The sequence below is a fragment of the Nocardia sp. NPDC005746 genome, from assembly GCF_040630785.1.
Classification (GTDB): domain Bacteria; phylum Actinomycetota; class Actinomycetes; order Mycobacteriales; family Mycobacteriaceae; genus Nocardia.
In genome coordinates this window covers 1-21,090 of record NZ_JBEXYE010000028.1, presented here as the reverse complement: position 1 = coordinate 21,090, position 21,090 = coordinate 1, and the positions used below count along the sequence as shown (strand labels likewise).

Genomic DNA, 21,090 nt, shown 5'->3' with positions numbered 1-21,090 from the left:
TCGGTCTCCTCCGGCTCAGCCGATGCGGTCGGACAGTTCGCCGTCCGCGCCGAAAAGTTCTCGCTGCCATTGCGCGAGCAGCCCGTCGGTGTCGATGTCGTCGGGATGGAAGCCCGGCCGCATATAGGGCCGCATCTCCCTCAGCAGTCCCTTCACGATGGGCCCGCGCGCCAGCCGCACCGTCTGCCGCGCCACCTGCCACGGCCGCCAGCTGCGCGGATCGCTGAGGATCGAGGCGAGGACGCCGAGCGACACCACCGGGATCGTGAACACGTACATCCCCGCCATCACCCCGATCCGCACGACCTCGGTCCCGCCGGCGGCCCGGAAGACGTCGAACGCCACGGACTTGTGCTCGAGTTCCTCGAAGGCGTGCCAGTTCAGCAGCTGCCACACCTCCGGATCCCCCGGAATGTCCTGGATCTCCTGGCTGCTCAGAATCCGTTTGGCGAGCGTGGCCGTGTAGTGCTCGGCCGCGGCCGTGAACGCCAGATGCACCTCCGGCGGCACCGCGTTCTCGATCGCCATCACCCCGCGTTCGCGCAGCGCGCCCGGCGTGAAGGTGAACAGCCGCACGATCGGGAAGCCGTTCTCGACGAGCTGCTCGTTCAACCGCCGATGCTGCTGCCCGTGCACGGCTTCCTGCCCGATGAATCCGGCCACCCGCTTCTTGAGCACGGGATCGGTGACCTGCCCGGAGAATTTGCGCACCGAGCGGATGAACGATTCCTCCCCCGGCGGAAAGGCGCCGGAGAGCACGGCGATCAAATGTGTCAAAGGGATGTCGCCCCGGACGAATTGGTGCGCCATCGGCTCGGGGTCGCCGAACCGGAAACGCATGCGCCGCACCTTCGGGTAGGGCATGAGGGACGCGGAGTCCTGCCGACCGATCGTCATTGGCCGGTCCTTTCTGGCAATGGAGTTGTGACTACTTCAGGTGGTCGACGAGCTGGCCGTCGTCGCCGAAAAGCTCCGACTGCCACCGGGACAGCAGGGCGGAGGTGTCGATGTCGTCGGGATGGAAGCCGGGGCGCAGATACTTGCCCAGCTCCGGCATGAGCCGGTGGAAGACCGGACCGGTGAACAGCCGATACGCCTCGCGCGCAACGCGGATCGGCTGCTGCCGCGCGACCGGATCGCGCCCGACGGCCAGCGCCAGCGTCACATAGGTCAGCGGCAGCGTGAGCGAGTACATGGCGAGCATGACCGCGATGCGGGTGCGCTCGCTGCCGCCGATCGCACGGAAGACGTCGAAGGCGACCGACTTGTGCTCGAGTTCTTCCAGCGCATGCCAATTCAGCAGATTCCAGACTTCCGGATCGCCGGGAATCGCCTGGATCTCATCGCTGGACAGGATGCGCTGCGCCAGGACCGCCGTGTAGTGCTCGGCTGCCGCCGTCATGGCCAGGTGCACCTCGGGCGACACCCGCTCCTCGATCCACCGCATACGCTCGACGGCCCGCGGCGAGTCCAGCCAGGCGATGGGATAGCCCAGCTCGACCAGCTTTTCGTTGAGTTTGCGATGCTCGAGGCCGTGCATGGCCTCCTGTCCGACGAAGCCGGTCACCCGCTTCTTCAGCACCGGATCGGTGACCCGGTCGGCCACCCGGCGGACCGAGCGGATGAAGGACTCCTCCCCCGCCGGGAAGCCGCCGGACATACCGGCCACGAAATGGCTGTAGACCATGTCGTTCTCGACGAAGTACTTGTCGCTGGAAGCGCGATCGAATCGGAACTTGATACGGCGGGCCCGGGGATAGGTCTGCGCCGGAAGGGTATTCGCCATCTGGACCATCCTTGGTGCGACACGAGGTACCCGGTACCGCGTGTTCGATAGACCAAGTGTAGGACTGTCCCAGACAGTAGACAAGGGCGCGTCCCGGCCGGTTTCAGCGGATGAAGCGCTCCACCATCCGCCGCTCGCTCGCGGCGTCAGCCAGCGGCCAGGTCAGCAGCGAGAGCACGATGCGCACAATCCATTGCACCGCTTCGTCATCCGGCGCGACGCCGGTGAGCAGGGTCGCGATCCGCCCGAGCTCCGGCGAGCTGGCGAACGCGCCGTCACTGCCGCCCGCCCGGGTGCCGGCGAATCCCTTGGCCAGCACCGGATCCGAGCGCACCGCGGCCACCGACGCCAGGATCGCCTCGATGATTCGCCGGGAGCCCTCGTAGCGCCGCACGGTCGCGGCCACTCGCTCGGCGACCCCCACCGCCGACTTGGCCATGACCGCGTCGAACAGCGCCGCCTTGCCCGGGAAATGCCGATAGAGAGTTGCCCGCGAGCAGCCGACCGCCGCCGCCACGTCGTCCATGCCCACCCGGTCGAAGCCCCGGGTCTGGAACAGTTCCGAGGCGACCGCGACGATCCGATCCGAGGCGGCCGACCTCCGCACCCCGCCCGTCAGCCAATCCACGCGCTGCTCGGCCACCATGCCCACTCCTCACCGGTGAAGATCAGGTCTCATCCTGAGACGTACGTCCGGATTCGTCCAGAGGCCAGTTCTGAGCAACAGACCGGTCTCAATTTGCCGGAAGTTCGCCCGGTCTATGTAAGGCTGTTCGGGGACGCAGTGCGCTGCGTTCTACTTGATCTGGGTTCCAGCTTGTCGACGGCTGATCGGGCAGCGAGGAGACACACGCGTGGGCGCAAGCGCGATGAGCATTCGGCAACGCATCGGCAAACCAACAGCCAAAGACGTCACCGCCGGAATGGCGACCGGCTTGTTCAGCATCGCCGAGGGGATGGCCTACGCCTCCATCGCCGGATTCAATCCGGTGGCCGGACTCTACGCGGGCGTGGTGCCGCCCATCCTGGGCTCGCTCACCGCCTCCACCGTCCTCATGGTCACCACCCTGACCAGCGCGATCGCCCTCACCGGCCAATCCGCCATCGCCACCGCCGGACTCGATCCGCACGACGCGGGCAATCTGGCCGCGCTGACCCTGCTGGTCGGCGTGGTCATGGTGCTCATGGGCGTGCTGCGCCTGGGCGTGGTCATGAGCTTCGTGTCCAACGCCGTCATGGTCGGCTTCTCCACCGGCATCGCCCTGCAGATCATGACCGGCGTGTTCAAGGACGCCACCGGCTACAAGCCGCCCGGGCATAACAAGCTTGTGCAGGTATGGAATTGGCTCACCGGCATCGGGCACTGGCAGTCCTCGGCCACCTGGGTCGCCGTCGGCACCATCCTGGTCTGGGCGGTCGCCCGGCTGATACCCAGGATCGAGGCCCTGGCCTTGTTGGTCGCCATGGTGGTGGTCAGCGTGGCGGTCGCGATCCTGGGCACCGACGTCGAACTCGTGTCCGATATCGAGAGCATCCCCGGCGCGTTGCCCGGGCTGTCGCTACCGAACTGGGACGCCATGCCGCACTTGGCCGCCGGTGCGCTGTCGGTGGCGCTGGTCGCGCTGGCCCAGGCCGCCAGCGTCGCACCGTCCATGCCGAACCCGGACGGCAGCCGCTCGAGCGTCAATGCCGACTTCACCGCCCAGGGCATCGCCAATCTGGGCGGCGGCCTGTTCTCCTCGCTGCCGTCGGGCGGGTCGCTGTCCCGGACCGGCGTCGCGGCCGGCGTCGGGGCCCGAACCCGCTGGGCCGGCATCATTTCCGGCGTCTTCCTGGCGCTGGTGGTGGTCATCTGCGGCAGCCTGGCCGAGCGCATCCCGATGCCGGTGATCGGCGGGCTCATCCTGGTGGTCGGCGGCGAACTGATCTGGGGCAAGGTCAAGGACGTCAAGCTGGTGGCCCGCACGTCGATGCTGTCCACCGCGGCCATGATCGCCACCTTCGCCGCCACCACCCAGCTGCCGTTGCAGCAGGCCATCGTGATCGGCGCGATGCTGTCGCTGCTGCTGTACTGCGTGCAGGCGGCGCGGCAGATCCAGCTGGTCGGCCTGACCCGCGATACGGACGGCGCATGGTGCACCGCGCCTGTGCCGCAGGCGCTTCCGTCCGGCGAGGTCACCGTCCTCGACTATCGCGGCACCAGCTTCTTCGCCGAACTGCCCCGGCTCGAAGCCGCTCTGCCCGATGTCTCCGGGGCCCGGAACGCGGTGCTGGTGCTGGTCCTGCGCGCCATGCCCGACATCCCCTCCTCCGCCATCCTGCGTTTGCTCGAACGCTACAACCGCGAATTGCACACCGCCGGCGGACGACTCGTGCTCGCGGGCGTCGAGCCCGAACTGGCGCGGGTCCTGCAGCACACCGGGCTCACCGACGAGCTCGGCGTCGACGGCATCGTCGCGGCCGAACCCGAGATCTTCGGGCCCGTCGCCAAGGCCGTCGACCTCGGAACCAACTGGATCGAGAGTCGGAAAACCCAACAGTGAGGTGACACATGACAGCAGCACCCGTTGACCGCACCGATTTCGAGAACGCCGAGCGTGGATTCATCGCCCGTCTGATACCAGGTGTGATTCCGGCGAAGAACGGCGGCACGGCGTACGACGCCGACTCCTTCGACTTCCTGAAAGGCAAGGGCGCGGACACCGTCCCGCCCAGCCTCTGGCGGCAGTCCCAGCTCACGGCCATCCACGGCCTGTACGAGGTGTGCGAGGGCGTGTATCAGGTTCGCGGCCTGGACATCTCGAACATGACCCTGATCGAGTCCGACAACGGCGTGATCGTCGTCGACCCGCTGGTCAGCACGGAGACCGCGGCCGCCGCGCTGGGGCTCTACCGCGCGAATCGCGGCGACCGCGAGGTGCGGGCGGTGATCTACACCCACCCGCACGCGGACCACTTCGGCGGCGTGCTCGGCGTGGTCGACCCGGACACCACGGTGCCGATCATCGCGCCCGAGCATTTCATGGAACACGCCATCTCCGAGAACGTGTACGCCGGCACCGCCATGTTGCGCCGCGGCATGTACTACTCCGGCGCGAACCTGCCACGTAACCCCGAAGGCGTGGTCGGCATGGGCCTGGGCCCGATCGCGTCGGCGGGTGAATTCGGTTTGCTGCCACCGACCCTCGACATCACCGCGACCGGGCAGGAGGAGGAGATCGACGGCGTGCGGTTCATCTTCCAGATGACACCGGGCACCGAGGCCCCCGCCGAGATGAACTTCCTGCTCCCGGACCGCAACGCGCTGTGCATGGCCGAGAACGCCTGCCACACCCTGCACAACATACTGACCCTGCGCGGCGCTCAGGTTCGGGACTCGCGCATGTGGTCGCGCTACATCGCCGAGGCCATCGAATTGTTCGCCGAGCGCGCCGACGTCGTCTTCGCCTCGCATCACTGGCCGACCTGGGGCCGGGAGAACCTCGTCGAGTTCCTGACCCAGCAGCGCGACACCTATGCCTACCTGCACGACCAGACCGTGCGCCGGATGAACCAGGGCGAGACCGGCAGCGAGATCGCCGAGGACTTCCCGCTCGCGCCGGATCTGGCGGCGCAGTGGAACAACCGGGGCTACTACGGCTCGATCAGCCACGACGTGAAGGCCATCTACCAGCGCTACCTCGGCTGGTACGACGCAAACCCGGCACACCTGTGGATGCATCCGCCACAGGAACAGGCCACTCGGTACGTGCGGCTGCTCGGCGGTGTGGACGCGACCGTGGCCAAAGTGAAGGAGTTCGCGAGTTCTGGCGACCTGCGGTTCGCGGCGGAACTGGGCAGTCACGCGGTCTTCGCCGACCCGTCCCACGCCGAGGCGAAGAAGGCGCTCGCCTCGATCCTGGAACGCCTGGCCTACGGGTCCGAAAATGCCACCTGGCGCAACTGTTTCCTCACCGGCGCGTTCGAACTGCGCAACCCCATCCCCCACACCCTGCTCGCGCCCAGCCCCGAGATGGCGAAGGCGATGAGCATCACCCAGCTCTTCGACACTCTCTCGCTGAATGTCGTGGGCGAGCGGGCCTGGTCCGAAAAGTTCAGCATCAGCTGGCATTTCACCGACAGCGGTGAGAACTACCGCATGGAACTGAGCCACGGGGCGCTGATCCATTACCCCACGACCCGGGACCACACCTCGGATCTGGACATGACCCTCACCAAGCTCGGCCTGCTGCAACTGATCGGCACCGGCTCGTTCGACAACGTACAGGCCAAGGGCGACACGACGGTGTGGAAGCGGCTCACCGGACTGCTCGACAAATCCGATCCCGATTTCGCGATCGTCACCCCCTGATACTGCGGCCGTTCGGATCGCATCGACCAGCTCCGACGCGATCCGGACGGGTTTTCTCCCACACCGGATCCACCCGAACCGACAAGAAGCGAGGACATGAAGGTGACGGCGCCAACCGCACGGGGAACCGGCCGCATGGCCTCGATCGAAGCCATGGGCTTCACCGGAATCGTTTTCGCGATCCTGACGCTGGTCGGGGTGGAGCTGCTGCGCGGCATGCCCGGCTGGAGCGCCGATCACGCGACCGTGGAGCAGTGGCTCTCCCAGTCCGGCCATCGCACCCGGCTCACCGCCGTCGTGCTGATCATGGTGGTGGCGTCGATCGCGCTGCTGTGGTTCATCGGCACCCTCCGCCGCCGCCTCGGCACCGGCGAAGATCAGCTGTTCGCCACGGTCTTCCTCGGCAGCGGAGTGCTCCTCATCGCACTGCTGCTCACTTCGGTGGCCGCCTTCGCGGTGCCGGCCACCCTCGCCCAGCAGGCGAGCCCGGCGATCGCCGCGGACGCCTACCCGGCCAGCCACGGCCTGGGCATCACCCTGATCACCGTCATCGCACCGCGCATCTCCGCGGTATTCATGCTCTCCCTGGCCAATCTCGGCCGCGTCACCGGTGCGTTCCCGCGCTGGCTGAGCCTGCTGTCCATGGCCGCAGCGCTTTTCATGCTGATCGCGGTGACCACGGAGATCCGCATCGCCTGGGTCCTGCCCGTGTGGGCCCTGGTGGTCGGCATCCATATCGTCTCGCGGCGAAGGCATCTCGCCGCCGAGTGAATCGAAGTCAGGGCGCGGTCAACAAGGGCTGGAGGTAGCGGACGGCATAGTCGCGCAGCCGCTCCTCCGAGTCCAGCAGCGGCGGGGCGTCCGGGGTCAGCACCAGCGAATGGATCAGCCGCACGATGGTGGTGGCGTAGAACTCCGTCTGGTCGTCCCCCGACAGTCCGAGCTGCGCCCGGGCCGCGCCGACCTGCTCGGTCACGAACACGGTTGCTATACCGAGAATCTCACCGGCCTCGAGGGTGAGCCAGCCGAGCACCTCGTCACGATCGACGGCGAGCAGCCGCCGCAGCAGCGGATGGTCGCGCAGCGTGGTCACGGTGACGACGAAGCCACGGGTGTGGCGTTCCAGCGGATCGGCGATATCCCCGATCCCACGCTCGATCTCGGCCAGGGTCCGGCGCACCTCGTGGGCGAGCGCGGCCCGAGTGATCTCCTCGCGTCCGCCCATCCGCCGGTAGAGGGTGGCCCGGTTGACCCCGGCCCGCTTGGCGATGTCGTCGGCGCTGGTCCGGCGGATGCCGACCAGCGAGAACTGTTCCAGGGCGGCCTCTTTGATGCGGGTGTCCACGGCGTCGTCGGGTTCGACGGCCGTGAGCAGAGCCTGCAACGACAAGGGGGATTCCACCGGGCGCACCTCCTGACCGGAGTCTAATCGGTTGCGACAGTGCGGCACAATCTGTCGCATAGTCTTGCGACAAAGAGAGACAATGTGTTGCACTCTTTGGCAGGAGTTCCCAATGACGTGGAGGCCGTGCCATGAGCAGCGCAGCAGAGATCGAACAGCCGACAACCGTTCCGCGGGGCGCGCCCCTGGGCCCCGGCTCACTGCTGTGGGAGTACTTCGGCGACCATCGCCTCAAACTGTTCTTCGGGCGCTCCGGCACCTTGCAGAACATGCACCCCGCCGTTTCCGCGGCGCTGCAACAGCATTCGAACTTCTTCGACGACCCGTGGGATCGGCTGCTGCGCTCGGTGCCTCGGATCGAGGACTCCATCTACGACCCGCCCGAGTCCGCCGCGTCCGTACGAGTACGCGACTACCACCGCGACATCAAGGGCGTGGACCACCACGGACAGCGGTATCACGCACTGAATCCCGACATCTTCTGGTGGACACACGTCACGTTCGTCGAGGCCGTCATGGCCATGAACGAATACTTCGGCACCCCGCTGACCGGCGATCAGAAGCAGCAGCTCTGGGCCGAGGGCGTCACCTGGTGGGAGCGCTACGGGCTCTCGGCGCAGCCGGTGTTCGGGACTTACGAAGAGTTCCAGGCGTATTGGGAGCACATGCTCGCCGACGAGCTGGAGGCCAACGAGACCACCGACTTCGCGCTTCGGGCGGCCGGCATCCCGATTCCCCCCGTACCGGGGGTGCCGACCTGGGCGTGGACGGTGATCCGGCGGCCATTCATGGAATTCAACGTCTGGCTGCTCGCCGCGATGATGCCCGAACGCGGCCGGGAGATCCTGGGCATCGACTGGAATCGGCTCGACGAGTTCGGCTTCCGGGTCTTCGCAGGCACGGTCCGGAGGGCCTGGCCGCTGCTCCCCCGGCCGCTGCGCTACGACCGGCGCGTCTACCGCAAGATCCGGGCCGCCGAGCAGGGCCTCAGCCAGGGGTCGCTCGCGCGCCCAGCTTGACGGGCATGGAACGGTAGGCGTGCAGGTTGCGCAGAGGGTGCGGGATCGGCGGTCCGTCCAGGCACAGATTCGGGTAGCGATCGAAGAGGGCGGGCAGCGCGATGGAGCCTTCCAGCCGGGCCAGCCGGGATCCCAGGCAGCCGTGGATTCCGCTGCCGAACGAAAGATGTTCCGCGGCATTGTCTCTGGTCACATCGAATCGATGGGGATCGGGGAAGACCGCGGGGTCGTGGTTGGCGCCGGCCAAGGACAGCAGGACCAGGGAGCCCGATGGGATCCGCTGATGATCGAGGTCGACGTCGCAGTTCGCGACCCGGCCGGTCATCCGCACGGGACCGTCATAGCGCAGGATCTCCTCGACGGCGTTGCGCCACAGCCACGGCTGCGCGGCCAGCTGTTCCAGCTGGTCCGGATTGCCTGCCAGCAGGGCGATTCCATTGCCGAGCATGTTGATGGTGGTCAGGAATCCGGCGTCCAGCAGCAGGGCGGCGTTGGCCACCTGCTCGCGGCGGGTCATGTCGCCCGCTGTCACCAGCATGCTGAGCACGTCATTGCCCGGTTCGTCGCCGAGCCCGTCGAGGTGCCGGTCGAAGTATTCTTTGACCTCCACCAGGTCTTCGATGGCGTCGCGGTAGGTGCTCCAGTCCAGACCTCGCTCGAGCAGCGGCGCGCCGGAGTCGCCCCACTTCAGCAGGGTCGAATGCATGTCGGCGGGCAGCCCGAGCATCTCGGCGATGATGGTGACGGGCATCTGCGCGGAGAAATCGCTGATCAGATCGGGTCGAGGCTTCGATTCCAGGCGATCGATCAGGTCATCGGCCACCTCGGCGATGCGCTGCTCCAGGGTCGCGATCGCCTTCGGGCCGAAAGCCTGCCCGACGGTGCGTCGATATCGGGTGTGATCCGGCGGATCGGTCACCAGCATCGAGGGCGGTTCCCCCAGGTTCGGAAGTCCCAGATCCGTTTTGGCCAGCATCCAGCGGATCGGCTTCGGCAGACCTGGATGATTCGGCGAGACCACGCCGAAGCTGCGGTCGCGAAGGATGGTTCGGCACACCGCGTAATCGGTGGTGATGTACACACCCGACATCCGGGGAATCGGACCCCGCCGCCGGATCTCCTCGAGATACGGCGACGAGCCGAGCAGGCGGTCCGACCCGAAGGCCAGGTTTCCCAAGGGTTCACCCCGGCGCGCCGACCACCGGAGGTAGGTCCGCAGAAAGCCGTGTGTGAGCAACCACCGAGTCCATGTGCGAGTCAACATCTGTCACCTCACCCCCCGACCTGCTCTTTATGATAATGATTCGCTATGAGATTGCCACAGGTGCTGGGATGACGGTCGGATCGGGCGACCGGCGCGCCATGGACAGGCGCCGTTTCCTCGCGGGCGTCGGCTCGGCCGCGGCGTTGCTGGGCCTTGCGAGCACCGGTTCGGCCACGTCCGTCGCACGCGCGGATATTGCTGGTCAGAGCCCGAATACGCCGATCTACCGCGCGCTGGTGCCGGAGATCTTCGCGCCGCTGCCCGATCCGCCCGATCACGTACCCGCGATCGTCGTCGGATCAGGGTTCGGGGCGGCGGTCACCGCACTGCGCTTGGCGCAGGCCGGGATCGATGTCGCGGTGCTCGAGCGCGGATCACGCTGGCCTAACGATCCGTGGCGCGACATCTTCGCCGTCGACACGATTCCCGACGGCCGCGGCTTCTGGCATCGCACCAGCTTCACCGGGGCGACCCGGATCCCGGTGGCCGTCGATTCCTTCGGCGGCGTCCTCGACATGTGCAGCTACCCGGGCATCGACGTATGGCGCGCCGCGTGTGTCGGCGGCGGCTCGGTCGTGTTCACCGGGGTGATGATCGAGCCGGAACAGCGATTCTTCGAACACGTGTTCCGCGGCGTGGTCGGCTACCGCGAGATGCACGACATCTACTACCCCAGGGTTCGAGAGATGTTGCGGCCCAGCCCGATACCGGACGACATCTTCCGCTCCCCCGCGTTCGCGCACTCCCGCGCCTGGGACGAACAGGCCCGCGCGGCCGGATACTCACCGCAGCCCCTCGACGGCACCTGGCGGTGGGACATCATCCGCGACGAGCTGGCGGGGCGATCGCTGCCGTCGGCGACGGTGGGCTGTTCCGACCTCGGCAATTCCAACGGCGCGAAGTTCGATCTGAACCAGAACTACCTGCGCTGGGCCGAGGACACCGGCCGCGCCCGGATCTACCCGGGCCAGCGCGTGGACGCCATCGCCGCGGAGCCGAGCCGCTACGCCGTCACGGTGACCACCCTCGCCCCGACCGGCGAAGCGCTCCGCACCCGAACGCTGACCTGCGACATGCTGTTCCTGGCCGCCGGCTCGGTCGGCACCTCCGAACTCCTGGTGCGAGCCCGGGCGACCGGCGCGCTGCCGAACCTGAACGAGCATGTCGGCGAAGGCTGGGGCAGCAACGGCGATGTCGCCCTGTCCCGGCCGCTCACCACGCTCGCAGTGGGCACCCAGGGCACGCCCTCCGCGAGCCGTATCCTGGACGAGAGGGGCGCGCCCGTGTCCTTGGAGAGCTGGTTCATCCCCGGCACCACGCCCCTCGATATCGGCCTGCTCGGATCGCTGGGCTTGGTGCTCGACGACACCCGTGGCCGGTTCGTCTACGCGGACGACGGGCGCGTGGACCTGCTCTGGCCGGTCGACGGCGCCGCCGGGTATCTCGCCCGGGCCCGCGAGGTCAACGATTCCATGACCTGTCACTGCGGGCCGATCGCTCGGCCCGACCTGGAAGCGAACGCCTCGTTCACCGCACACCCGTTGGGCGGCGCGGTAATCGGACGCGCGACGGACGAATACGGCCGGGTGCGCGGATACCGGAACCTCTATGTGATGGATGGCGCGGCGGTGCCCGGCAGCACCGGAACGGTCAATCCCTCACTGACGATCGCCGCGCTGGCGGAGCGCAATATCGAAAGGATCATCGGTGCCGGGGGATAGCCCCGAGCGATACAGTCGACTGGTGGACGAGACTCCGGTCCCACACCATCGGCGTTCGCGCGCCGAGCGGTTGGCGATCCGGCTGCTGTACCCGACATTCCGGCCCGCCGAGGAGTCATTGCGGACGGCTGTCGCCGGCAAGGTGGTGCTGGTGACCGGGGCCTCGCACGGCATCGGCAAGGCCAGTGCGCGCAAGCTGGCCGCGGCGGGGGCGAAGGTGCTGCTGGTAGCGCGTTCGCGGCCCGAATTGGAACGGCTGGCCACCGAGATCACGGCCGCGGGCGGAGTCGCCCACGTGTACCCGACCGACCTGACCGACATGGATGCCGTGGGCCGGCTCGGCGCGACGCTGCTGGCCGAGCACGGGCACATCGATGTCGTAATCAGCAACGCGGGCAAGTCGATTCGCCGCCCGATCGCCGAGTCCTACGACCGCTTCCACGATTTCACCCGCACCATCGACATCAACTACCTCGGCCCGGTGCGACTGCTGCTGACCCTGCTGCCCACCATGCGCGCACGCGGGCGGGGGCACATCGTGAATGTCTCCACCTGGGGCGTGCTCATGCCACCGAGTCCGCGCTGGTCGGCCTACGGCGCCTCGAAAGCGGCCTTCGACGTCTGGCTGCGCAGCGTCGCCGCGGAGATCGCCGCCGACGGCGTCAGCACCACCTCGGTCTACATGCCACTGGTCCACACCAGGATGAGCGCCCCCACCGACTTCCGTCGCATACCCGCCCTGACCGTCGAGGAAGCCTCCGACCTCATCGCGCACGCCGTCACCGTCAAACCCGGTGAGGTGGCGCCCTGGTGGGCGGTGCGGGTCCAGGCCTGGTCCGCGGTCCACCGCGATCGGGTCCAGCGCTTCATGGAGCATCGACTCCAACGCTGAATGAACGGAAATTGATTCGGTGGTCCGATCGAAGACCAAATGTCGCCGAATCGTTGCCCTCGACCAAATCGACGCCCTTCCAGCCAGAACCAACCGCGGCGCTGGTTCGTATACAGCTATGACCGCTGGGCATATACTGTCGGCGGTCGGGGTTTTGCAGTAAGTAATGCGCGAATAATGCGCGGTCGAAGCTCGAGGGAAACCATGACTGCACCGCGACCGCAGCCGATACCGCTGTCCGCCGGTCAGCAGGGATTGTGGCTGGCCCAGAAACTGAGTCCCGATGTGCCGATATCCGAGGCGCAATATATCGAGTTCGACGGCGACCTCGACATCGAAACGCTGCGCATGGCAGCGATTCGAGCGGGTCACGAGTTCCAATCGGGGTATCTGAGACTGGTCGAGACCGACGGTGCGCCGTATCAGGTGTACGACCCGGCACTCGGCTATGAGACAACGCTGATCGATGTCCGGGACGCACCGGATCCGATCGCGGCGGGCTTGGAGTGGATGCGCCGGGAATACACGGCGCCCTTGGACATGACCCGGGACAAGTTGGTCGCGACGGCGATCGTGCAGGTGGGAGAGCGGCGCTATCTGCTGTACAGCCGGTGTCATCACGTCGCGCTCGACGGCTACGGCGCGATGATGAACGTGAACCGGATCGCCGCGCTGTACGCGGCGGCGGTGCGGGGCGAACCGGCCGAACCCAATCAGCCCGCGGATATCCGCGCCTTGTACGAGGCCGATCGCAGCTACCGGGAGTCGAAGCGATTCGCCGACGACCAGGCCTATTGGATGACCCGGCTCGCGGGCGTCGGCGAGGAGTGCAGTCTGGCCGCCGGACAGGCGCCCGCGTGCGCGGACAGCGCCGTCTCGATCACCGACCTACCGGCGGCGACGATGGAGCGGATCGACCGTGCGGCGAATGCGGTGGGAACGAGCTCGGCCGCGCTGGTGATCGCCGCGTTCGGCTGTTACCTGGCCCGGAAGACCGGCCGTGACGAGGTCCTGGTCAACATTCCGGTATCGGGTCGAACGACCGCCGTGCTGCGGCGATCCGCAGGGGTTTTCGTCAATGTGGCGCCGCTGCCGATCGCCCTCGAGCCGGCCGACACCGTCGCGACGCTGGCGCTGCGGGTGCAGTCCGATCTGGTGGGTGTGTTGCGGCACCAGCGGTGCGGCCTCACCGACATTCGCGCCGCCCTGGGGATCCCGGGCGCCCAGCGGCGGTTCGCGGGCCCGGTCGTGAACGTCATGCTCTTCGACCACAAGCTCCACTTCGGTTCGGTGACCGGACAGTTCCATATCCTCAGCTCCGGCCCGGTCGACGATCTGCTGCTCGATGTGTATCGGACGGGGGATCCGCCGCGCACGATCCTCCAGTTCCTGGCCAATCCCAACCTCTACACCGACCGCGAACTGTCGGCGCACGGCACCGGATTCGCGGAGTTCCTCGACGAGTTCGCCGCCGCATCGGACGCCGAGCTCGGACAGGTCCACCCCCGCAGCGCCGCCGAGGGCGCCGGGATCCGCCGCCGCCGTGAGAATCTGGCGTTCTGGCGTGAGACGCTCGCCGATCTTCCCGAAGAGCTTCCATTGCCATTCGACCGTCCGCGTCCGGCGGTGATGTCGAATCAGCATGCGATCGCGGACTTTTCCTTGGGCACGGAATTGGTTCGAGGATTGCAGAATTGTGCACGGCAGCATGATTCTTCGTTCTTCACGGTGGTGCACGGTGCGTTGGCGGTGCTGCTGGCGCGAATGAGCGGCGGCACCGATATTTCGGTCGGCACACCGGTCGACGATGCGATCGGCGATACCGTGGTGTTGCGGACCGAAATCGATTCACAGGAATCGTTCGCCGAATTGCTCGGGCGGGTGCGGCAGGTGGATTCGAGCGCTTTCGACCATGCCGATATTCCGTTCGAACAAGTGGCGGAGCAGCTGTCGCGACATCCCGCGTGCCAAGTATTGCTGGCAGTTGGCCAGGTCAGCGAAATGTCCGGCTTCGACCTGCAATTCAACCTGTCTACGCCCGACGGTGACGGCGACACGGCCGGTGCGGTCACCTTCGCCACGGACGTGTTCGATGCCATGACGATCGATTCCCTTGTCCGTCGGTGGATCCGGATTCTGGAGTCGGTGGTCGCCGAACCGACGATTCCGGTCGGGGCGATCGACGTGCTCGAATCCGCCGAACGCGCCGATCTACTGACCCGCCGCGGCGCACCCGCGGCCGCGCCGATCACCCTGCCCGAACTGCTGGCCGCCGCGGTCGCGGTGGATCCGGAGGCGACGGCGATCGTCGCCGGGGGGCGGGAAGCGAGCTACCGGGAGATCGACGAACGCTCGAATCGGTGGGCGCGGAAGCTGATCGAGCGGGGCATCGGTCCGGAGGGCATCGTCGCGATCGCCATGCCGCGTTCCACCGAATCGGTGCTGGCGGTGTGGGCGGTAGCCAAGACGGGGGCCGCCTTCCTGCCGATCGATCCGGGCCATCCGGTCGAACGCGTCGCCCACATACTGACCGACTCGAGGGCGGCGGTCGGCCTGACCATGGCAGTCGCCCGCGCCCGGTCACCCGATGACATCGACTGGCTGACAACGGAGTACCTCGACGATGGCGACGATCGGCCGATCACCGACGGTGATCGGGTGCGCCCGCTGCGGGCCGACGATATCGCGTACGTCATCTACACCTCCGGATCGACCGGGCTGCCCAAGGGCGTCGCCGTCACCCATCGCGGACTGCACACCTGCGCCGTCGAACACCGGGATGCCCTGAGCATCGAACCATCCTCCCGCACACTGCATCTGGCCTCACCGAGTTTCGATGTCTCGGTACTGGAACTGCTGTTGGCGCTGTGTGCGGGCGCGACGCTGGTCGTCGCACCCGGCGACAGCTTCGGTGGCGACGAGCTCGCCGAACTCCTGGATCGCCAACACGTCAGCCACGCGTGTATGACGCCTTCGATGCTCTCGACCATCGACCACACCCGTTGGCGGTTACCGGATCTGGGGCATCTGGTCGTCGGTGGCGAGAACTACGGCACCGAGTTGGTCGAACGGTGGAGCGGAACCCGTCTGCTGTTCAACGAATACGGGCCCACCGAGACCACGATCGCGGTCACGCTGACCGCGTTGGCGGCGGGTGAGCTCGTCACGATCGGCCGGCCGATCCGCGGCGTCTCCGCCTGGATACTCGACCAGCGATTGCAGCCCGTGCCAGTCGGTGTGGCGGGTGAGTTGTATGTCGCCGGTGGTCTCCTGGCTCGTGGATATCACCACCGGGCAGGGTTGACGGCGGAGCGGTTCGTGGCGTGTCCGTGGTTGCCGGGCGAGCGCATGTATCGGACCGGGGATGTGGTCCGCTGGTCGGCCGACGGTGCGGTCCAGCACCTGGGGCGATCGGATTTCCAGGTCAAGATCCGTGGTCTGCGTATCGAGCTCGGCGAGATCGACGCCGTGCTCGCGGGTCACCCGAGCGTCGGTTATGCCGCCACGATCGGCCATCACGCCGATTCGGGAGCTCAGCAGCTCGTCTCGTATGTCGTCGCCGCGCCCGGCCATACGATCGATACCGCTCTCGTGGCGGATCATCTCGCCGATCACCTGCCGCCCTATATGGTTCCGGCCGCGATCGTCGTGCTGGACCGGATCCCGTTGACGCCGGCGGGCAAGCTCGATCGAAAAGCGTTGCCCGAACCGGTGTTCGCCGACAACAAGCCCTACCGGGCACCGCGAACACCGATCGAGCGTCTCATCGCCGAGACCTTCGCCGATGTGCTCCACATCGACACCATCGGCGTCGACGACTCCTTCTTCGCGCTCGGCGCGGACAGTCTGGTCGCGACCCGAGTCGCGGCGCGCCTGGGCGCCGCGCTGGACGCCGAGATTCCGGTGCGGCTGCTGTTCGAGGCGGCCACGACCGCCGAACTGGCCACCCGCATCGAGCAGGAGACCGCGCCGGGTCGGCGGCCCCGCCCACCGCTGATCGCCGGTCCGCGCCCCGACCTGGTGCCGTTGGCCCCGGCGCAACAACGCATGTGGTTCTTCAACCAGTACGACACCGGCTCCGGGGCCTACAACATGCCGATCGCCCTGCGGCTACGTGGCGAACTGAACATCGACGCCCTGCGACAGGCCATGATCGACGTGCTGACCCGACACGAGTCGCTGCGCACCCGGTACCCGGACCATGACGGCGTGCTGATCCAAGTGGTCGAATCCGTCGATCACCTGGACTCGGATCCCGCGCTGACGACGGTGCCGTTCGGCGAATTGATCCCGGCGGTCACCGAATTCGTCACCGAGGGCTTCGATGTGAGCACCCGGGCGCCGGTGCGCGCCCGGCTGTTCCGGGTGGCCGACGCCGAGGAACCGGAATACCTGCTGGCCGTCGTGGTGCATCACATCGCCGCGGACGGCTTCTCGATGGCGCCGCTGGCGCGCGATGTGGCGACGGCCTTCGCCGCCCGGCTGCGCGGTGAAACACCGTCGTGGACACCGCTGCCCGTCCAGTACGCGGACTACGCACTGTGGCAACGAGACGTGCTCGGTTCGCCGGACGAACCGGAGTCGCTGAGCGCCCGGCAACTTCGCTACTGGACCGCGACCCTGGACGGAGTGATCGAGGAACTGCCGCTGCCGTTCGACCGGCCGCGGCCGGTGGTCATGTCGAATCGTGGTGCTACCGAGGGCTATTCGTTGAGCGCCGACCTGGTCCGGGGGTTGGAGGATTGCGCTCGGCAGCACGATTCCACGTTGTTCATGGTGGTGCACGGTACGTTGGCGGTGTTGCTGGCACGGATGAGCGGCGGCACCGATGTACCGGTCGGCACCCCGATCGCGGGGCGCGGCGTGGCGGCGCTCGACGATATGGTCGGCATGTTCGTCAATACCTTGGTATTGCGGACCGAGGTCGATCCGGGGCGGTCGTTCGCCGATCTGCTCGGCCGGGTCCGGCGGGTGGATCTGGATGCGTTCGACCACGCCGATATCCCGTTCGAGCAGGTGGTGGACCAGCTGGTCACCCAGCGGTCCCAGGCTCGCCATCCGTTGTTCCAGGTGCTGCTGGCATTCCAGAACCTGGAACCGGTGACGCTGGAACTCCCCGGTCTCGAACTGTCGGTGGTCGACCTGCCGGCCACCGCGTCCCGCTTCGACCTGCAGTTCATCCTATCGCCGCACCAGGCGAGCGGCGGCATGACGGTGGCAGTCACCTACGCCACGGACCTGTTCGATGCCGCGACGGTCGATTCCCTGGTCCATCGGTGGATCCGGATCCTGGAGTCGGTGGTCGCCGATCCGACGGTTCCGGTCGGGTCGATCGAGGTCCTCGAGCCCGCCGAGCGCGCCGACCTGCTGAGCCACCGCGGCGCCCTCGCCGCGGCCCCGATGACGCTGCCGGACCTGCTGGCCGCGGCCGCACAAGATCCCGACGCCACGGCGATCGTGTTCGCGGGGCGGCGAATGAGCTATCGCGAGTTGGATGAGCGTTCGAATCGTTTGGCGCGCACGCTCATTCGGCGAGGCATCGGACCCGAGGACATCGTCGCGATCGCGATGCCGCGGTCCCTGGACTCGGTGCTGACCGAATTGGCGATCGCGAAATCGGGAGCGGCGTTCCTGCCGATCGATCCGGGTCATCCGAGGGAACGGATCACGCACCTGATGACCGAGTCGGGGGCGCTCATCGGTGTGACCGTGCCGTCCGTACACGCCCGGCTGCCCGACGGGATCGATTGGCTGACACCGGACGACCTCGCCCACACCGACGACGTGGCCGACGACCGGCCCATCACCGACAGCGAACGGACCCGGCCACTGCGGGTCGACGATCTCGCCTACCTCATCTACACCTCGGGATCGACCGGACTGCCCAAGGGCGTCGCGGTCACGCATCGAGGTCTGTCCGACTGCGCCATCGAGCACCGCGATGCCATGGGCATCGAATCCGATTCTCGGACTCTGCACATGGCCTCGCCGAGCTTCGACGTGTCGGTCATGGAACTGCTGCTGTCGCTGGGTTCCGGCGCCACCATGGTCATCGCGCCCGGCGATGTGTACGGCGGTGACGAACTCGCCGACCTGATCGCCCGCGAACACGTCAGCCATGTCCTCGTGACACCGTCCACGCTGTCGACCATCGACCACACCCGCTGGCCGCTACCGGATCTCACCCACCTCATGGTGGGCGGCGAGGACTACGGCGCCGACGTGGTCGAGCACTGGGGTGTCGGCCACACCCTGCTCAACACCTACGGGCCCACCGAAACGACCATCGCCGCGACACTGAGCGCACCGCTGACGGCGGGTGACGCGGTGACGATCGGTGGCCCGATTCGTGGCGTGTCGGGGTGGATTCTGGACCAGCGGCTGGAGCCCGTTCCGGTCGGCGTGGCAGGCGAATTGTATGTCGCGGGTGGCGGTCTGGCGCGCGGGTATCACGGTCGAGCGGGCGCGACGGCGGAGCGTTTCATCGCGTGTCCCTGGGCGCCGGGCGAGCGGATGTACCGGACCGGGGACATGGCCCGGTGGACGTCCGCGGGGACGCTCGAGCATGTGGGTCGGTCCGATTTCCAGGTGAAGATCCGTGGTCTGCGCATCGAACTGGGCGAGATCGACGCGGCGCTGGCAGCGCACGTCACGGTGAGTTACGCGGTGACGGTCGGCAGCCGTGCCGAGTCGGGGGCGCAGTCGCTGGTGTCGTATGTCGTTGCCGTGCCGGGGTGTTCGATCGATCCATCGGTACTGACCGAATATCTGGGCGACCGGTTGCCGTCCTACATGGTTCCGGCGTCGATCATGGTGCTGGATCGGGTGCCGTTGACGCCGATGGGGAAGCTGGATCGGCAGGCGTTGCCGAAGCCGGTGTTCGCTCCGGACAAGCCCTTCCGAGCGCCCGAGACGCCGACCGAGCAGATCATCGCCCGCTGCTTCGCGGACATCCTGGGCTCCGACGGGGTCGGCGCGGACGATTCCTTCTTCGCCCTCGGCGGCGACAGCATCATGTCGATCCAGCTGGTGACGCGGGCCAGAACGGCGGGCGTGGTGTTCTCCCCACGCGATGTGTTCGAGCGCAAGACCGTCGCCGGGCTCGCCCTGGTCGCGACCGGTGAGAGTGACACCGCGACACAGCTTTCGTCGGAACTACCCGACGCGGGCCCGCTACCGCTGACACCGATCATGCGGGAGTTGCTCGAACGGACGGGGTCCGCGTGCGCCCGCCTCACCCAGGCGAGGACGCTGCCGCTACCGGCGGGGATCGACCGGCAGCGGCTGGCCGCCGCCGTGCAGAAGGTCCTCGATCGGCACGACACGCTGCGTACCCAACTGAACCCGAGCGGCGACGGGCAGTGGACGTGGAAGGTGTTGCCCGTCGGAACGATTCGCGCCGACGACCTCCTCACGCGGGTGCCGATGGAAGCGGGGGGACGCGTCGAATTCCGTGCGCTGGCGGCGGCCGAGCTGGAGGCCGCAGCGGACCGGCTCGATCCGGAGGCCGGGATCGTCACGCAGGTAGTCTGGTTCGACCCGGCGAGCACCGCCGAATCGGGCACCGTGCTGCTGGTGGTTCATCGTTCGGCGATCGATCCCGTCTCCTGGCAGGTGCTGGCGGCGGATCTCGCCGCCGCATGGGCACCGCTCGACTCCGGCGAGCCACCCGTCCCGACCGGAACGTCCATGCGCGACTGGGCACACGGGCTGGCCGAGGCGGCCCGGCGACCGGAACGCACCACCGAGCTCGAACTGTGGCGAGCGATGACCGCCGGGGACGATCCCCCGATCGGAACACGGCCCCTCGACCCCGCGATCGATGTGGTCGCGACTACCCGCACCGTCCGGATCGACGTGGACCCCGACGTGACCGAGGCCCTGCTGACCACCGTGCCCGCGGCCTTCCACGGCAGCGTGAACGACGGGCTGCTGACCGCTCTGGCGGTCACGATCACGAAGTGGCGGCGCGAGCACGAGGCAGCGGCCGCCACGGACGTCACCATCCGTCTCGAAGGAGACGGGCGCGCGAAAAACGTTGTGCCGGGGTCGGATCCGGCGCGAACGGTCGGCTGGTTCGCCACGAGCTATCCGATGCGCCTGGATCTGTCGGGCATCGATCTCGACGAAGCCCGCACGGGTGGGCCCGCGTCGGGGGCAGCGGTCAAGTCCGTCAAGGAACAGCTACTCGCCGTCCCCGACCAGGGGATCGGCTACGGCCTGCTGCGGTATCTCGGCGAGGACGCCGGACCGGTTCTAGCGATCGCGCCGCCGCAGATCGCGTTCAGCTACCGCGGCCGCGTCGCGGCCGGGGCAGCCGAGGCGGAGCTCGCCGGTACCCGGCCCCCGGATATGCCGGTTACCGCGGCACTCGACATCGAAGTCACCGTCCTGGTCGACGCGAAAGAATCGCGGCTACAGGCGATCTGGTCGTACCCCTCGGGAGTGCTCACCGGCGAAGTGGTGCGCGAGATCGCGGAGGAGTGGCGTTCGGCGCTGACCGCGTTGGCGACGCATGTCCGCCGCGCCGGGAGCGGTGGCTGGACGCCGTCGGATCTGACGGCCGAGCTCGGGCAATCCGACATCGAGGGCCTCGAGCACCGGTATCCGGCGTTGAGCGACGTCTGGCCGCTGGCCCCACTCCAACAGGGGCTG

The 21,090-nt window shown here is 67.6% G+C and carries 12 protein-coding genes; 7 read left to right on the top strand and 5 right to left on the bottom strand.

The genetic code is table 11. The features are described 5' to 3' along the window. Positions 1 to 15: 15 nt before the first annotated feature. The 3 genes from ABZ412_RS33050 to ABZ412_RS33040 all read right to left on the bottom strand — a co-directional run bounded on the left by ABZ412_RS33050 (position 16) and on the right by ABZ412_RS33040 (position 2,432). A complete protein-coding gene (locus ABZ412_RS33050; protein ID WP_357288296.1) occupies positions 16 to 897 on the bottom strand; it encodes a metal-dependent hydrolase in 882 nt (293 codons plus the stop codon). Between the two features lie 31 nt (positions 898 to 928). Beyond that, positions 929 to 1,786, bottom strand: a complete 858-nt coding sequence (locus ABZ412_RS33045) for a metal-dependent hydrolase (protein ID WP_357288294.1) — start codon at positions 1,784 to 1,786, stop codon at positions 929 to 931. Between the two features lie 103 nt (positions 1,787 to 1,889). Further along, on the bottom strand, positions 1,890 to 2,432 hold the full coding sequence (locus ABZ412_RS33040) for a helix-turn-helix domain-containing protein (RefSeq protein ID WP_357288292.1): 543 nt from the start codon (positions 2,430 to 2,432) through the stop codon (positions 1,890 to 1,892). A gap of 208 nt (positions 2,433 to 2,640) precedes the next feature. Between ABZ412_RS33040 and ABZ412_RS33035 the strand changes: the two genes are divergently transcribed. The 3 genes from ABZ412_RS33035 to ABZ412_RS33025 all read left to right on the top strand — a co-directional run bounded on the left by ABZ412_RS33035 (position 2,641) and on the right by ABZ412_RS33025 (position 6,908). Further along, positions 2,641 to 4,329: a SulP family inorganic anion transporter gene (locus ABZ412_RS33035; protein ID WP_357288290.1), complete on the top strand. Its 1,689-nt coding sequence runs from the start codon at positions 2,641 to 2,643 to the stop codon at positions 4,327 to 4,329. A gap of 8 nt (positions 4,330 to 4,337) precedes the next feature. After that, positions 4,338 to 6,137, top strand: a complete 1,800-nt coding sequence (locus tag ABZ412_RS33030; RefSeq protein ID WP_357288288.1) for an alkyl sulfatase dimerization domain-containing protein — start codon at positions 4,338 to 4,340, stop codon at positions 6,135 to 6,137. Positions 6,138 to 6,272: 135 nt separating this feature from the next. Beyond that, positions 6,273 to 6,908, top strand: a complete 636-nt coding sequence (locus tag ABZ412_RS33025; RefSeq protein ID WP_357288286.1) for a hypothetical protein — start codon at positions 6,273 to 6,275, stop codon at positions 6,906 to 6,908. Positions 6,909 to 6,915: 7 nt separating this feature from the next. On the opposite strand, the gene ABZ412_RS33020 is transcribed toward ABZ412_RS33025, so the two are convergent. Continuing rightward, positions 6,916 to 7,539, bottom strand: coding sequence for a TetR family transcriptional regulator (locus ABZ412_RS33020; RefSeq protein ID WP_357288283.1), 624 nt, complete (start codon positions 7,537 to 7,539; stop codon positions 6,916 to 6,918). Positions 7,540 to 7,670: 131 nt separating this feature from the next. Here ABZ412_RS33020 and ABZ412_RS33015 point away from each other — a divergent pair, with 131 nt between their 5' ends. Continuing rightward, a complete protein-coding gene (locus ABZ412_RS33015; RefSeq protein WP_357288281.1) occupies positions 7,671 to 8,558 on the top strand; it encodes an oxygenase MpaB family protein in 888 nt (295 codons plus the stop codon). Here the strand turns inward: ABZ412_RS33015 and ABZ412_RS33010 are convergent. Continuing rightward, on the bottom strand, positions 8,527 to 9,735 hold the full coding sequence (locus ABZ412_RS33010; protein WP_357288278.1) for a cytochrome P450: 1,209 nt from the start codon (positions 9,733 to 9,735) through the stop codon (positions 8,527 to 8,529). The genes ABZ412_RS33015 and ABZ412_RS33010 overlap by 32 nt on opposite strands. A 185-nt stretch (positions 9,736 to 9,920) precedes the next feature. Here ABZ412_RS33010 and ABZ412_RS33005 point away from each other — a divergent pair, with 185 nt between their 5' ends. The 3 genes from ABZ412_RS33005 to ABZ412_RS32995 all read left to right on the top strand — a co-directional run. Next, entirely contained in the window at positions 9,921 to 11,543 is a 1,623-nt protein-coding gene (locus ABZ412_RS33005) for a GMC oxidoreductase (RefSeq protein ID WP_357288432.1), read from the top strand. 22 nt (positions 11,544 to 11,565) lie between these two features. After that, on the top strand, positions 11,566 to 12,435 hold the full coding sequence (locus tag ABZ412_RS33000) for an SDR family NAD(P)-dependent oxidoreductase (RefSeq protein WP_357288275.1): 870 nt from the start codon (positions 11,566 to 11,568) through the stop codon (positions 12,433 to 12,435). A 39-nt stretch (positions 12,436 to 12,474) separates the two neighbouring features. Further along, a partial coding sequence (locus ABZ412_RS32995) for an amino acid adenylation domain-containing protein (RefSeq protein ID WP_357288272.1) occupies positions 12,475 to 21,090 on the top strand: 8,616 nt, incomplete at its 3' end.

Bases quoted from the DNA above. Each gene is read 5' to 3' on its own strand.
- ABZ412_RS33050 (WP_357288296.1), bottom strand. From the start codon at position 897: ATGACGATCGGTCGGCAGGACTCCGCGTCCCTCATGCCCTACCCGAAG.
- ABZ412_RS33045 (WP_357288294.1), bottom strand. From the start codon at position 1,786: ATGGCGAATACCCTTCCGGCGCAGACCTATCCCCGGGCCCGCCGTATC.
- ABZ412_RS33040 (WP_357288292.1), bottom strand. From the start codon at position 2,432: ATGGTGGCCGAGCAGCGCGTGGATTGGCTGACGGGCGGGGTGCGGAGG.
- ABZ412_RS33030 (WP_357288288.1), top strand. From the start codon at position 4,338: ATGACAGCAGCACCCGTTGACCGCACCGATTTCGAGAACGCCGAGCGT.
- ABZ412_RS33025 (WP_357288286.1), top strand. From the start codon at position 6,273: ATGGCCTCGATCGAAGCCATGGGCTTCACCGGAATCGTTTTCGCGATC.
- ABZ412_RS33015 (WP_357288281.1), top strand. From the start codon at position 7,671: ATGAGCAGCGCAGCAGAGATCGAACAGCCGACAACCGTTCCGCGGGGC.
- ABZ412_RS33005 (WP_357288432.1), top strand. From the start codon at position 9,921: ATGGACAGGCGCCGTTTCCTCGCGGGCGTCGGCTCGGCCGCGGCGTTG.